A 15186-nucleotide genomic window follows, 5' to 3' on the forward strand; every position below is an offset into this window, starting at 1 on the left:
TTTTGGGGCTTGCTATTTGGCATTCTGCTTCCTGTTAATGCCCTGCAAGCCCAGCAGTTGCCCGTGGTTGCTGGTGCCCCGGCGGACCGTTTCCTGGCCCTGCAGCAGCAACTGCGCGTGCTGGGTGACTCCACCGCTAAAGGCCTGCAGGAAACCGCCAACTTATCGGTTTCCAACGCGCCGATCCAGGAATTCGTCCGTGGGCTGGCGCTCACCCACAACCTGAACGTGAGCATCGATCCAACCCTGGATCTGCGCATCACCAACAGCTTCACGGAGGTCAAGGTAATCGACTTGATCGTGTTCCTGGCCCGGGAATATAACCTTGACATCCAGGTCATTGGCAACATCATCCGGGTCTACAAGTTTGTGCCCCCGCCGGAAATCAAGCGGTTGCCTCCCGGCAAAAAGCTGCGGCTCAGCTATGATCCGGCCCACGATATTTTTACCTCGGATTTGCAGAATGACAGTTTGACGACCTTCGCCAAACAGGTTACGCAACTTACCAAACGTAACGTCGTGCTGGCCCCAGGCCTGGGTACGCGCTTGGTGAGTGGCTACGTGGAAGGGATGCCTTTAAGCCAGGCGCTCGACAAGCTGGCGTATACCAATTCGTTGCGGTTACTACACCCCGATAATGCTTCCTACGTGCTGGAAGCCACGGACGCAACAGCGTCTGCGCCTGCCAGTCGTTCCCGGCGAGCAGTTCTAGGCGCTACGGGCAGCATTTCCAATCCGGGGCAGGAAAGCAGCAGTGGGGCCGACATCGGGGTGGCAACCGGTGCTGATGGGCGGCGCTACCTGCGCATCGAAGCGGAAAACGTGGCGATGGGCAAGCTGCTGACCGACGTCTCGCAGGAACTCAACATCAACTACGTGCTGTTTTCGGAACTGACCGGCAACACGACCATGCACGTCAAGCAGGTTACCTACGACGACTTCCTGCGGATCCTGCTGCAAGGCACGACCCACACCTACCAGCAAAGCGAAGGCCTCTACACCATCGGCAACCGGGCCCTGGAGGGCTTCCGCCATACCGCCGTGGTGAAAATGCAGTTTCGACCCGTTGACAAGCTCGACGAATTTATCCCGGCCGAGCTGAAGAAGGGGGTGGAGATTCGCTTGTTCAAAGAACTTAACAGCATGATCCTGAGCGGGGGCGCCCCACAGATTGCGGAAATCACGGAGTTTCTCAAAGCCGTGGACAAACCCGTCGTCAATGTCCTGATCGAAGTGATCGTGGTGGAATTGCGGCGGGGGCATTCCACTAAAACCGGTATCCGGGCGTTTCTAGGGGATTCTACGGTGCGGACGGGGGGCGAGCTGTTTCCCGGCCTGGACATGACCATCGGCTCGAAAAGTATCAATTCCTTGCTTAGCCGGCTCGGCTCGAAAGGCCTGGTTAACCTGGGGCGGGTGACCCCCAATTTCTATTTGACGCTGCAGGCCCTTGAGCAAAACAGCTACCTAAATTTGCGCTCCACCCCGAAGCTCTCCACCCTCAACGGCCACGAGGCTAACCTGAAAATCGGGCAGTCGGTGTATTACGTCGAGGAGAATCAAAACGTCACTGGCGGCGTGAATCCGGTCATCACCAAGACCCAGCAATTCAAGCAGGTGTCCGCCGACTTATCCATCAAGATCAACCCGATGGTTTCCGGTAACGAAGACATTACGCTGGACGTGTCGGCCGAATTCTCGGACTTTATCGAGCCGACCATTCAGCGGGCCCCTCCTGGCACGGCCACTCGGCAGTTTACGTCCATGATCCGGGTGAAAAACGAAGAGATGATCGTGTTGGGCGGCCTGGAAGAAATCCGCAAAAACAGCGGTGGTACGGGAGTGCCCCTTCTCTCCCGCATCCCGGTGCTGAAGTGGCTGTTCAGTACGCGCCAGGAAGGCAAGCAAACCAACCGGCTGGTCGTTTTCATCCGGCCGACCATCATGTACTAAGGGCTATGATGCACCGGATTCATTCTTCGCTAACCCGTCCCCGGCGTGTCGTCGGGGTAGCCGTGACGCTGCTGCCGGAAGCCCGGCAGCAAGTAGACGTGTGCGTGCTGCGGCGTCAGGGCGACCGGGTGGTACCTGAACAACAGCATGCGGGCCTTTCCTCCCTGGATGATCTAGCGGCGCTGGATATCGCGGAAAATATTCCCGTAGCTCTGGTGATTCTGGGGCGGGGAATCGTGCATAAAACCTTCGCTCCTCATGCGCACGTGGCAACGGAAGATTCTGCGGTGTTGGCGGCCCTGCTACCTGGGGCGCTGGCAACAGACTTCCACATACAGCAAAGCACCGGATCAGACTACCAGCACCTAGCCCTGGTGCGGCGTAGCACGCTGGAGGCGCTGGTGGGAGCGCTACAGCAGCAGGGCCGATATGTTATCGCAGCCAGCCTGGGACCCTTCGCGTTCGAGGTCCTGTTGCCTTACTTGGCCGATGAGCACGAGGCTTCATACCAGGTGACGGGCTATACTCTTGCGACACTTAACCAGCAGGTTACGGCTGTGCAAGCCCAGCCACTAGACGAAGCGTATGCTCCCGGGATACAACTAGGTGATGAAACCATCGCAACGGCGCTGTTGCTGCCTTACGCGGCGGCTTTGGCAACCCTAACCGGTTCAGCCCCTGCCACTTTTTCGGCATCTTCTATCACCCAGGCCCGGGAGGAGTGGGAACAGAAGCAACTATTTCGGCTGGGAGGAATAGCGGCCCTGGCGGGGTTCCTGTTAGTGCTGCTGCTAAATTTCGTGGCCTTTAGCTATTTGACTTCTCAAAACCAGGCGTTACTTAGTCAGGGGCAAGTGAACCGCCGCACCCTCTCTACGCTCAACGACCTACAGCGTTCGGTGACACGCAAACAAGAGTTTCTGGCGGGCGCCGGCTGGCTGCAGTCGACGCGCCACAGCACCCGGGCCGATCAATTGGGCGCCACTGTTCCGGCGGGCTTACGCCTGCTCACCATCGACTCCGAACCGTTAAATCCAGTACAAACCAGCCAGCAGCAGCGGCCGGTTTTCGATACCGGTACCGTGCGTGTGAAAGGGCAATGCCGGGAGGCTCAGGTCCTCAACGGCTGGCTACAGCAAGTAAGCGCGCTGCCTTGGGTCCAGGCCGTGCGCGACCAGAATTTCACCTACGACTATAGTTCCGGTACGGGGCTCTTCACGTTCACTATTCACACGGCGGACGAGCCACCCCGGCAACCATGAAATACGGACGAATGCTTACTTATCGGCAGCGCAACCGGCTGCTAATGTTGGGGGTATGTGTAGGAGCAGCCGTGGCCTATGGCGTTGCCCTACGTCCCACACTCGACCTGCTCCAGCTTAACCGGCAGCAACTGTCCGACTCCCGGCAATTGCAGCAAGCGCCCCAACTTACTAGGCAACTGCAAGGGCAAGCGGCTCACTTTACCTGGCTGATGCGTAGTATAAGCAATGATTCGGCCCGTCAGGAAGGGTACGCGTTGGATCAGCTGACTAGGGCCTGCCGCCAGCACCGGGTCACCCTGGCTTCCTTATCCTCGGGCGAGCAAACCAGTTCTAATGGCTACCTGCTCGAAACCCGAATTGCCAAGCTGCGGGGTGATTTTCGCGGACTTGAACAGGTGGTGCACGAGCTGGAGTACCGGCGTCCGGTGGGACGCTTGTCATCAGTGCGGTTCGCCCTGGAAGAAGATCGCAAGCAGCGGCGCAGTTTTCTCTATGCCTATTTGTATGTACAGAACATCTCTTCCTTACAAGATGCGAAGCACTAGTCTATTGATAGTTTTTTTGGGGAGTGGGGTCTTCCTGACCGGCTGTGATGATATCATCGAACCTGAGCTTTCCACTCGGCCAGTGGTCCTGCTTACGCCGACCGATAGCAGTACCTCTCCCAGTGCGCTACAGACCTTTCGCTGGGAACCGGTAGCCGGGGCCCGTCAGTACCGGATTCAAATTGCCGCTCCTTCTTTCGAAAGGCCGACCACCTTCTTCCTGGATTCACTGACCAGCCGTCCTTCTTTCGCTACTTCGCTGGTACCAGGGAGCTATCACTGGAGGGTGCAGGCGCTGAATTCAGCGTATGAGACGCTGTTTACCACCCGCAGCTTTCGGGTTGACACCACCGGCAGCCTCTCCAATCAGGGCATCTCCCTGCTCCAGCCGGCCAACAGCAGCGTAACAAACCGCACGCTCGTTACGCTGGCCTGGGTGCCCCTGGCAGTCGCCGAACGCTACCTTCTTACGCTGCAACCGAATCCCCGCACGGCTACAGGCTCGCTGGATACGCTGCTGACGGGTGCCGCGCGTGCCTCGGTGCAACTGCGCCTCCCTGGCCGCAGTCAGATATACCGCTGGAAGCTAACAGCGTTGAATGCCACCAGTTTGCGGGAATCGGCTACGCAAAGCTTTGAAGTGGATGTGACGGCCCCGGGGATGCCCTCGTTAGCGACCCCACTGAATGGCGAACTCTTTTCCAACCTACCCCTCACCTTGTCCTGGAGCCGGGGCGGAACGGATGTAGCAGCCGACAGCTTGTTTGTTTACGGGGCAGATCAGACCACTTTCGTATCTTCTTTCCCCCGAGCGGCAGCAACGGCCGGCTTTACGTTTCCGGCTGCCAGTACCCTGCTGGTACCGGGTACCTACTTCTGGGCCGTACGCTCCGTGGACCGGGCTGGTAACGCTGGTCCTCGGACCGGGAAACGTTCGTTCATCGTCCAGTGAAAAACAAACGGCTTGCTTACGTGCTGCTGCCGGTAACAGTGGTTATCTGGGGTAGTATTTTTTTCCGAGTGTGGTCTTCCCTCGATCAGGAAGCCGCTAGCCCGCAGCCCAGCCAGAGTAGCGCTACGCTTCCGGTACGTCCCAGGGAGGGAGCTTCCACTCCAAAACTGCAATTGAATTATCCGGACCCCTTCCTGGCAGGTGGCTATCAAACCACTGTCAATCCGTCAGCGGAGCAGGTGTCTATTTCTTCTGGCCGGGCAGTAGTGCATACTCCCATCGCCTTCAAAGTCCTTCATCCTGTAACCTCTCCTCCACCGCAATCTATTGCGTCGGAAATAATTTGGCCGCGGGTGGAATACCTCGGCGCTATTGAGAATCAGCGAAAGAACACCCGGGTGGCTATGGTAGTCATCAATGGGGGGCAGTACTTACTGAAAGAGAAAAGCGAGCAGAACGGGTTACGGGTGGAAACAATCGGTCAGGATTCCATTAAGGTGCGGTTCCAGCAGCAGGGGCGGGTGATTCACCGGTTAGCTAGCAAGTGAGCACAGCGAGGTGTTTTAAGGCATACGGCTTCACTGTGTTCAGCTAGTTTAGACGGACGCAGTAAAGCCTTTTTTGCTATGTAGGATCAAGAAAATACCAGTGCTGTCGCGTTTCACTAGCACTGGTATTTACCAACTTTCTTTAAACCTGTAGGTTAGGCTTGCGCAGTTCATGTGCTTGGTCTTGTGCCGTCTGCTGGTGCGCTACGGCATCAGCTATTGTTTTGGCTCTGACTATATATGAAAGTAACATCACAAATTCCTGGTGATCTCCACTCCTAATCAGACTCACCTCACCCGGATACTGTATACCTGCTATGGGTTACGGAATGATTCAATTCTCCGTAGACTCCATCTGTGCAAAAAAGACTTTGTCTTTAGTCCGTGTTAGGTTTAATGTATCACTGTCATAAGAAATCTAATGGATACAGGTCAATGCAGTATTTTGACCGCATGCGGAGCGCGGGAGCCCCGAATGATAAGCTGGTTCCTGACTAACTCGAAGGTTGTGCCGTCGCCATGCCTGTAGGTGCCAGTACGGGCTACCCCATCCTCGTCGACTTCAAAGCCGGAAGGCCGGGTTTTGCTAACTAAAGAATAAATGCGGCCACTCGCGTCCGCGCTGGGTTCGAGACGCAGCTGATCGTCGAGGCTGAGGCTTGGATTGCTATCAGCTGGTAATACGTTAATACTCGTAGTAGCGGCAGTGCTGATGTTACCGCACGCATCGGTTGCGATTAAAGTAACAGTATGCGGGCCAGTTGTGGTGAATACGACCTCACTCATGGCGGACGAAGCAGTAACAATCAACTGCTTCCTTTGCCCCCCGCAGGGGTCACCAAATACTTCATACACATCAATATCAGCAAAGGAAGCCGTATTGCGTCCTAACAGCCGTGATTCCACATACGATTGGCTATTAGCGGCATGGCAGCCAGGATTAATAGTGTACCCATTGCTACTGGCAAGGGGAATACCATAACTAGCAAAATTGACTTGGATAAAAACTGAGTTGGCGGGCGCCGTTAGGGTAGGCCCATCTAACGTGTTGATGTCACCATTATAATATTCGTTGCCGATAATCGATACGGTATCAGCCGGTGCTCCATCTTTCAGTAAGCTTAGGGTAACAGACCCACAGCTAGTAGCAGTGCTGCTGCCACTGTTTATAGCGGCAGCTGTGACTATTGCTTGGCCAGAGCTATTCATGGTTACATTCAGGCTCGGAACAGCCATTGCACTAAGGCTAGAGTTGTTCTGGGCGGCAACTTTACTACTTATCGTGAGCAGCGCAGCAGATAAAATTAATGCGTGTTTAAAACGAAGAATTGTCATAAAAGATAAATTAATAGGATAATAAGAGTACGAAGCTGCTGGTTTAATGACGTTGCTTAGAATGTTCTATTTTTAATTAGCTTATTGATTTAATCAAAAGGCTAACTCCTAAAAAGTCATATAAATAGACTTTCATATTCTGTGTTATCACAATCATATGTACCAATCAGATTGGGCCTTATTTTTGATCTTTTCCAATGTAATATTAAATAACTAATATGGATCTTCGCAACTAAGTCAGCTAAAATAATTTTAATCCAGAGTATATCAGGCTATGGTATAAGCAGCATTTTGACAGTCCTCTGTAAAGTATGGTGCTGATTGTCTGCTGCTTACTTTATTCACGTTAAAATTGTATGAAATGATTGTAAGCGAGATACCTAAGCCTTAAGGGCCCTTAAATAATCCAAAGCCGCATAAGTGTTGGTTTTTACCGCAAGGTTTAGTAATAAGTGTGTCTAAGTCATCGTCACCGCCTTCGAGGTAATTTTTCAAGGAAGGTCAACGGACTATTATTATTGGAACAGCTCTAGGTTGATGCAACGAGCAGTTGTTAGCTCTACAACAATCATAGTTAAATAGCCGCGAGGATGATAGTTAGCTATGACAAAGGTTTGACTGGTAGCCCCACCGTCACACAACAACACTCACAAGCAGTACTAATCAGTCCTTTTGCCTAGCTAAGTTCAGACTTAGTATTAACAACTGGGTTCCCTTTATGCGCCACTTTATGAACTCTCAGCATAGCCATCTTCTCATACAGACTTTAATGCTGCCTCACTCACGGATGTAGGCTTTGTAGCGGCAAATCTGTTCATAATCCAAGGCTGCCACTTCTTTTCTAGTAGAAACGCTGCTGTAAGTGTAAAAGCCATAAATAGGATAAACCGTCCCGCAAAAGAAACCGCACTACCGCTAAAATGTGGAAAAAGGCTAAAGCTGTAAAGGATAGGGAAATGAATGACATAGATTCCATAGGAAATGCTACCAAGTTGCGCACCCCAACGCATAAAGGATTCCAGCTTCTGGTTGAGGACTGAATTGTCTTGGAATAGTAGCAAGCCTATGCTGAATAGAAACAGCAAGCCGGGAATAGCAAAAGAAGTAATTTGGGCTTCGTGCCAATGTTGGAAGAGATAGTAGAATGTTGACAGGTTCAGGGCCAGCAAGGCATAATAGGAATAGCGTACGAGTTTACCACTAGCTCCCACAAACAGTAGAATAACAATAGCGCAAAGTGGCAAGGACGCGAAATCTTTGATCAGGCTAATGTTGGCATTCCAATTGGATTCGTCTAGGGAAGAATACGGCCTGAAGATGGCTAACACCCGGTTGAGTAGAGTAAGCACAGCGTTGAAGTAGTTTAAAGAGGCAAAGGCCAATACACTGCTCAACAGTAATGAGTAGTTAAGTTTTTTGGGTTCAACAAGCATGTACTTCTCAGAAAAGACGATACCCAGTAACCAGAAACAGAAAGCGGTAGTATGTGCAATCAGCAAACCAACCGTTACATTGGTGAACAGGAATATCAACGTCAATGGCAGTACGAAGGCTATTATTGTCAATAGTCGGCTATTGATTCTGAAAGCGGAAACAGGAATGAAGGCCATGTAAAATAGTATCTCCATATCGAGACTCCACAAGGGATTATTTTCTGCTAAGGTGTCGCCTATATCCGCAATTTGCAGGAATAATAGAGTTTGGACTAACTCAAGTCCACTGTGATTGGGATAAGAAATGAGCCCTGTGAATAGGACGCTTACCGCGTAAATCGGATATATTCTCCAGAAACGCTTCTTCAGGTACGTAAGAATAGTTTTTCCCCGTAAAGGTATTGGGTTAGTCAGGCCGATGACGTAGCCAGAGAGGATGAAGAAGATAAGTACGCTCAAGTGGCCGGGTGGATTAAAAGACCATACGCCCTTCGGTGCATAGCCTGGATCCAACAAGTGGCTATGCTCAATAACGTGATGATAAACAACTATCAGCGCGGCCAAGCCCCGAAGAAACTCCAAATTATAATTGATGGGTCTTTTCTGAATAGTAGTGGCAACATTTAAATGCATAAGTAGTTATAGTGACGGTTGTGTTGATCCAGTGAAAACAGCTAGTTAGCTAAGGTAGGTTGATTTAGAAATTGTGTTCAACTGGTTGCGACGAGTAATCTTTCAGGACCAACTGGTGGCCGATATTGAAGTAGGTGTCGAGGTAATAGGCGACTTCCCAGCGGGCCTCTTCAGCGAGGAAAAGAACCCGCTACTGGGTAATAATTCGGTTTCAAGTATACTGCCAGTCAGTTTCAGCTTGCCCATTGTCGTATGGAGTACCTAGCTGGCTAGAGCCGAGTACAGTCCCGACTGCCTTGATGCGGCCGTGGTAGTCAGCGCTGGTATATCTTATTCGGCTCTCGTAAGCTGGGTTCTCAAATTGCATACCTCCACACATTATTCACGCTGCTTACCTTGGCAACGAGTTGGTTCTACAGCCAGCGGTAAAGCAGCTTAGAGCTAACGTCCAGTTGCTGCACGACGACCAATGTACAGCAGCTTTTCAAAGTTAGGTACTAGGTTTCGACTTCGAAGACGTCATTGTATTCGCGCCGTCCATCTGGCGTGGACTTGCTGTTATGATGCTTGAAATATATGTCCTGTTTCTGTACACCTAGACTAGGGTGTGTGAACAGTTTTCAGCCAGATTAAGGTAGCGGCCACTTGAAACCAAGCAAAGAAACAGTCGGCTCGTTTGTCGTAGCGAGTGGCAAAACGGCGGAACTGCTTGAGCTTGGCAAAGGTGCGTTCGATGACGTTTCGTTGACGGTAGCGGGTGCAGTCGTGGCCGTATCGGGCCGGGGTGTAGGCTGTGTCGCCGGGCTTTCGCTGGGCGGGAATCATGGCTAACGTGCCGCGAGCGGCCAAATGAGCGCGCCAAGCTCGGGAGTCATAGCCGCGGTCGGCGACCAGGCAGGCGGGGCGCAAGTCAGCCAGCAACGCCTCAGCAGGGGCCCGGTCGTGGACCTGTCCGGCCGTGAGTAGGGCACGCACGGGGCGGCCGAGCGCATCGGTGAGCAGGTGCAACTTCGTACTCAAGCCCCCGCGGCTGCGCCCGAGCGCGTTGGCCGAGCCGTTTTTTTTCGAGCGCCGGCTGCGTGCTGGTGGGCCCGAATCGTGGTCGAATCCAGTAACAGCGTGCCCAGACTGGCGCCGTGGGCCTGCACGGCGGCCAGCAACCGACCCCAGGCCCCGCTTTTGGACCAGCGAGCAAAGCGTGTGTACGTTGTGTGCCAGTTGCCCCAGACCGGCGGCAATGCCCGCCAGTGCGCCCCGCTGCGCGCTAGCCACAGCACGGCTTCGACAAAGCGTCGGTTGTCTTGCCCGGCGGGACCCCGACGACCTGGCAAAAGCGGCGCCAGCACAGCCCATTGGGCTTCGCTCAACACATATTGAGTTTTCATCCCCCTAATTTAACTGTTCACACGCCCTAGACCACCTCAGACAATGCCCACGCCAAATCGTTTTGGAGTGAGCTCAAAACGGAATTATTGGATGGCGGTAGCTTTGCCAACCTTACCGAAGCCCGGCTGCAAATCAGTCATTATCTCGCCTACTACAACACCGAACGCCGGCATTCCGCTCTCGGCTATTTAGCCCCTAATCACTTTGAAATTCAATTTCAAACTACGTCTCAACTCTGTGCGGTCTAGTTATACCACCTCGGTAAGCGGTAGTCGTCATGTGCGGTATATCAGGCTACTGAGTCCTGAAATGGGTATAGTGCGTCAAGTCATTAAGTGAGCCTTGGTATTTATACTTCCTGGAGTATTATTAAACAAACAGGGTAAATCCTCCGACCTGACCCTGCACAGGATCGAGGCGGGGATTTTACCCTGTCTACTTAGTGCGAATTTTTTACGTAGCTGATTTTTACTGAGCAAACTCAACGGCGCAGGCCCGCTGAATTTCCTGCACGGTGGCTGGGGCTTCGAGGGCAAACAACTCATTGAGGCCTCGCTGCTTGCGGGAGGCGCGTACGGCGGCCTTAACGGCAAAGAACACGGTGGCGGCTAGCACGAGGGGCGGCTCGCCTACCTCCTTGGACGACAACACTTCCGAGGAGTTCTCCGGCACATTGCCGGCCAGATCGCGCGGAAACAGCCGCACGTTGAACTCGAGCGGGATGCTGGTGGTAGCTGGTGGCTTGTAGGTCCAGGTGTTCAAGGTATTGAGACGGCCGGCATCCGGTGCGGGTTCGGCATCGGAGCCGCCGGGTTCAAACACCAGCTTTTCAGACAGTACGTACCCGATACCTTGTACGAAGGCACCTTCTATCTGGCCCACGTCCAGAGCCGGGTTCAGGCTCCAGCCCAGATCATACACCAAGTCGGCACTAAGAATCTTGGTTTCACCGGTCAGCACGTCAATCTCCACCACCGAGCAGGCCGCCGAGTAAGTGAAGCCGGGAAACGAGTCAAACTGCGGCTGGAAATTCGGTATCGGCGTGCTTTGGTAACCGGGAATGACCGGCTGGTCTTTTGGCTCCTTGTAGGTTACGTTGGGGACGGGGGTTTCCCCACCACTCATCGGCACGGTGAAGCTACACACCAAGTTCACGCGGTTCTGATAGGCCAGCGTCACCAGCGACTGCCAGATCAGCTGCTCTTTTCCGTTCACCTCGAGTTTAGTGCGCCAGCCCTTCTCGCCGTAGTTCCAGAAATCGATACCCTGTTGCTGGCACCACTCGTTGCCCTTGTCCTTGAGCAGTTGGTAACCGAAATCCAGCAGCCGCGAGCGTAGTTGCTCGCAGGTGCGCCGCACCACCTCCGCATTGTAGGAGGTGCCCGTGGAGGCTCCCGAACTGGTGGGGTTAGGAATGACGCTGGTGGCGGGACCTTCCACCCGAATCAGCGACATGGGGATGTTGAGAATGTAGGTGGCCACCTGCCGCACCTGCGTCAGCAGCCCCTGGCCCATCTCTACGCCGCCCTGGTGAATGATAACGCTGCCGTCGGCTTGGTACACGGCTACCACGGCGGCGGCCTGCTCAAGCATTACCAGGTTGTAACCCGAGCCGTACTTTACGGGCATCATGCTCAAGCCCCGCTTGCGCCAGCGGTTAGCCTTGTTAAAAGCGGCCACCTCGGCTAGTTTGGCTTCATAGCGGCACTGCTCTTTGAGGTACTGCCACACGTCGCGCATGTAGCAGTACGACAGGGCTTGGCCGAAGGGCGTCACGTCGCCACGCCGGTACAGGTTTTTCTCGCGTACCTGCTCGGCCGTCAGGCCGATGGCGCAGGCCGCGTCGTCGAGGGCATTTTCCAGCATCAGCTTGCCTTGGATGTCGCCAAAGGCCCGAAAGGCGGTGCTCGGGGCCGTATTGGTGCGGCAAACGTCGAGTTGAACCTGGAAGTGTGGAATCAGGTAGGCGTTATCGGCCCGGGCCATGATGCAGTTGGCCACAATAAACGAGCAGTCGTAGAATGCCCCACCGTCGCCCCAGAGCTGGGCCGACAGCCCGCGCAGCAGGCCCCGCTTGGCTTCATCGACTTGGTCAGTACTGCCGACCTGGCCGGTATCGATAGCTACCCGGCAACGGCCGTAGTAGGCGTGGCGCTTGCCGATGAGGGCCGTATCCTGTTCGCGCGAGAGGGCCAGGCGTATGGGCTGCTTCATAGCCTGTGCCGCGATGACAGCTGCCCCTACTACGAAGCGCGTCTGCTCTGTTTTGCCTCCGAAGGCTCCGCCCACCGATGGCACCCGTACGTCGACGCTGTGAAAGGTAGAGCCGAGCGCCTTGGCGGCCGTCCAATGCATTTCCTGGGGACTCTGGGTCGAGGCGTGTACTATCATGCGGCCGTCGTCGGCGGGCACGGCCAGCACGGCTTGCGTTTCTAGATAGAAATGGGCCTGCCCGCCCACCTGTTGACCTGACTCCACCACGCAGCACAGGTGGTCGTCGAGCATGTGGCTGGACTGCTGCGGGTCGGTCAGGTGTCGGGGCTGCGGCCGGTCGGCGGCTTGCCACTCGGCCCAGTCGTTTATCCACTTCTCGTCGCTGCCGGGGCGGGTAATACGCCAGATGTGGTTAAAGTAGGGAGCGGTTTGGGGGTAGTCGGGGAAGATGCTGTTCTGCTCGATGGCCTGCGCTAAGGTTAGCACGGGCTGGTTCCACCAGGCGGGTGCGCCAGCCGGCACCAGGGCGGGTCCGTACTGTACGCAGTTGGTGGCGACATAGTCGGCAATAGCCTGAGCCTGCCGCTCGGTGCGGGCCGCTACCAGGGCCAGCGTCTGGCCTACATAGCTTACCGCGTCGATGGCCAGGATAGGCTGATCGAGACACATACCTTGCATGTTGAGCCGTCCGTGCTTGAAGGCTTCGCAGGTAATCAGGTCCACAAACCCGGTGGGAAAGCGCTCGGCTAAGTGGCGGCGCAACGACGTCAGGCTTTGGGGCTTTTCGTCCGCACCCGGCTCCCGTAGATAGAAACTGGCCCAGGCCCGCCGGCTTTGCACCAGCGCACCTTGCACAGTGCCGGGCGGCAGCAGTAGTTCCTGCGTGTAACGTACCTGCCCGGACGCCTGCTGTAGGGCCGTAGCTTTAATGAACGGCTGCGACACCGGACGCTTAAAATCCTGCACTTTGTAAGACTGGGATCCTGTGCTCACTGGCCACTGCCCCCAGGTACTGATGCCAGCCGAGCGCAGGTCGGCCTGCAGTGGCACTCCCCGCACTACACAGGCATTGATGATCGCCTTATACAGGAAGGCCACCGCCAGCGCTTGCCGGTACTCTGGCGTGAAGCCCTCGTCGGGTACCTCTAGGTAGCGGACCTGCCATCCCTGCCAGTGCTCACGCAATTCGGCCTGTAGAGTGGCCAGCAGTTCTTGCACCAGCCCGGGCAGAGCTTCAGCAGTAAGGGAGCGGCCGCGTAGCACCGCCTCTGTTTTTGTGGCCCGCCACGGATAGGGGGCCAAGCCGCCGAATACCAAGCGGGCGTCATCTACGGTTTCGTCGGCTTGCAGCGTCAGCAGAGTAGTGGCATTCACAATGCTGTGGGCATTTACATCACGCAGAGCCACTTTCTGGGCCAGCGCCACGTCGGTGGGCGCACCAGCCGGCAGGTGCAGAGCTACCAGCACCAGCCGCTGGGCTACGTCAGGGTCGTGGGCAGCGCGGGCAATTAGTTCTTCCAACGGTAAGAAAGCGGACGGCTCATCGCCGGCCAGCGGGTCAGCGTAACTCACTTTAGCATCGATACCCACTAATGCTGTCGCTAGGTCCGATGGGAAAGGAGCTTCGGTACTAGTCACCATGTGTTTTAAGAGCAAACCTAGGTTGCCGCCCAGCGTAGCCGCATTGCGTACTAGGCGACCGGCTGTGCGCCGTGCCATGTAGTGAATAGCTCCCAGTCGAGTGCTGTCCGCGTCGGCTGCTGCCGGAGGCAGTTGGTCATCTTGGCGTTGCCGCAACCGCTTGAGCAGGGTCGTGTAGGTAGTGCCTGCGCCCAGCGTTAGCCCATCCTGAGTACAGGAGTATACCTGTAGTTCCCTCACGAAGCGCAAGTCGAGCAGCACTTTGGCGTGCCGATATTCGGCGGGATAAATACCGAAGCCTGTGTTAGCGTGCAATAGATAAGGACGCGCCTGATAGTGCTCGCGCAGGAGCTTCAGCAGCTCGGCTAGGTTGTCAGGAGCCAGCCAGCTGCTGGCCCCCTGGCCATCGCCGCCCAGAGCCAGAGAAACGCGCTCAGGAGGCTTACGGGCCGCTAACGGAACGGGAATGTGAACGTGGGTAGCAGGACGCTGCGCCATAAAGTCCGAGTCGCCCAGGCACGGCATCAGGTTCGCCTCGTCGGCTGGGCTCCAGTCGCTGGCAAACGTTTCCATGCCTGCCAGAATGGGCCGGTAACCGGTGCAGCGGCAGATATTACCGTCAAAGATTTCCTCGATTTCGCGCTTGGTCGGCTTCGGGTTATTGAGCAGAAATTCTGACATATTCATGACAAAACCCACGGTGCAGTAACCACACTGCGAACCGTTGTTAATGGCTAAGCGATGTGCCACCGGATTCACTCCAGCATGCGTCACCTCCGACGGAAATCCAGCGGCCTCGTCATCGAGTTGCAGGCCGGGTGCATCCTGCTGCAATTGCTGGCGTGCGTCGTCGGCATCGGCGAGCACCTGCGTCCGTTTGGCTTGGGTCTGGGCCAGTGCCTGCACCAGTATGGGCGAGGCCGGTGCATCAGCCGGGGCACCAGCCCGGCTACCCGAGGTGGCCTGCTGGGTGAGATACTTCGGGTTGGGCACGCGGTAAGCACCCGTGCCCTCCACGGTGGTCACCAGCAAGCCATTGAGGGCAGCTACCGGGCGCAGGCAGGAATTGATTGCCGTATGTTGAATCTGCCCGTCCTCCCAGTGCGATACGATAACTGTGCAGCCGCCGCAACCGCCCTGGCCGCAGGGCTTCTTGGGGCCGGCTAAGTGCACCTCCGGTGAGCGCAGGTAGTCAATGAGCAGCAGGTCGGCCGCGGGGCGCTCAACGGTTACAGCGTTGCCGTTGAGAAAAAACGCAACATTCTCATTCATAAAAAAATG

At 55.3% G+C, this 15186-nt stretch carries 8 protein-coding genes and 2 pseudogenes; 6 read left to right on the forward strand and 4 right to left on the reverse strand.

Annotation, left to right across the window (positions count from 1 at the left end):
* Positions 1-9: 9 nt before the first annotated feature.
* The 5 genes from J0X19_RS22795 (at position 10) to J0X19_RS22815 (ending at position 5263) form a co-directional block, all read left to right on the forward strand.
* Positions 10-1953: a type II secretion system protein GspD gene (locus tag J0X19_RS22795; protein ID WP_206986724.1), complete on the forward strand. Its 1944-nt coding sequence runs from the start codon at positions 10-12 to the stop codon at positions 1951-1953.
* Between the two features lie 5 nt (positions 1954-1958).
* Entirely contained in the window at positions 1959-3215 is a 1257-nt protein-coding gene (locus J0X19_RS22800) for a hypothetical protein (RefSeq protein ID WP_206986725.1), read from the forward strand.
* Positions 3212-3763, forward strand: a complete 552-nt coding sequence (locus J0X19_RS22805; RefSeq protein WP_206986726.1) for a hypothetical protein — start codon at positions 3212-3214, stop codon at positions 3761-3763. Before J0X19_RS22800 ends, J0X19_RS22805 begins: the two co-directional genes overlap by 4 nt.
* Positions 3764-3845: 82 nt before the next feature.
* Positions 3846-4715 (forward strand): hypothetical protein, encoded by an 870-nt coding sequence (locus J0X19_RS22810; RefSeq protein WP_206986727.1) that lies wholly within the window; start codon positions 3846-3848, stop codon positions 4713-4715.
* Positions 4712-5263: a hypothetical protein gene (locus J0X19_RS22815; RefSeq protein WP_206986728.1), complete on the forward strand. Its 552-nt coding sequence runs from the start codon at positions 4712-4714 to the stop codon at positions 5261-5263. The genes J0X19_RS22810 and J0X19_RS22815 overlap by 4 nt, the downstream gene beginning before the upstream one ends.
* Positions 5264-5695: 432 nt before the next feature.
* On the opposite strand, the gene J0X19_RS22820 is transcribed toward J0X19_RS22815, so the two are convergent.
* The 3 genes and pseudogenes from J0X19_RS22820 to J0X19_RS22830 all read right to left on the reverse strand — a co-directional run.
* Positions 5696-6598 (reverse strand): hypothetical protein, encoded by a 903-nt coding sequence (locus J0X19_RS22820; protein WP_206986729.1) that lies wholly within the window; start codon positions 6596-6598, stop codon positions 5696-5698.
* Between the two features lie 755 nt (positions 6599-7353).
* The gene (locus tag J0X19_RS22825) at positions 7354-8664 is read right to left on the reverse strand and encodes an acyltransferase family protein (protein ID WP_206986730.1); all 1311 of its coding nucleotides are present in this window, start codon (positions 8662-8664) and stop codon (positions 7354-7356) included.
* A gap of 600 nt (positions 8665-9264) precedes the next feature.
* Positions 9265-10038, reverse strand: a pseudogene (locus tag J0X19_RS22830) (IS5 family transposase); the annotation flags it as partial.
* 62 nt (positions 10039-10100) lie between these two features.
* Here J0X19_RS22830 and J0X19_RS25280 point away from each other — a divergent pair.
* Positions 10101-10298: pseudogene (locus J0X19_RS25280) on the forward strand (integrase core domain-containing protein); the annotation flags it as partial.
* A gap of 220 nt (positions 10299-10518) precedes the next feature.
* Here J0X19_RS25280 and J0X19_RS22840 read toward each other — a convergent pair.
* The gene (locus J0X19_RS22840) at positions 10519-15177 is read right to left on the reverse strand and encodes a molybdopterin cofactor-binding domain-containing protein (RefSeq protein ID WP_206986732.1); all 4659 of its coding nucleotides are present in this window, start codon (positions 15175-15177) and stop codon (positions 10519-10521) included.
* Between the last annotated feature and the right edge of the window lie 9 nt (positions 15178-15186).

This window comes from Hymenobacter telluris (assembly GCF_017313265.1).
Taxonomy (GTDB): Bacteria; Bacteroidota; Bacteroidia; order Cytophagales; family Hymenobacteraceae; genus Hymenobacter; species Hymenobacter telluris.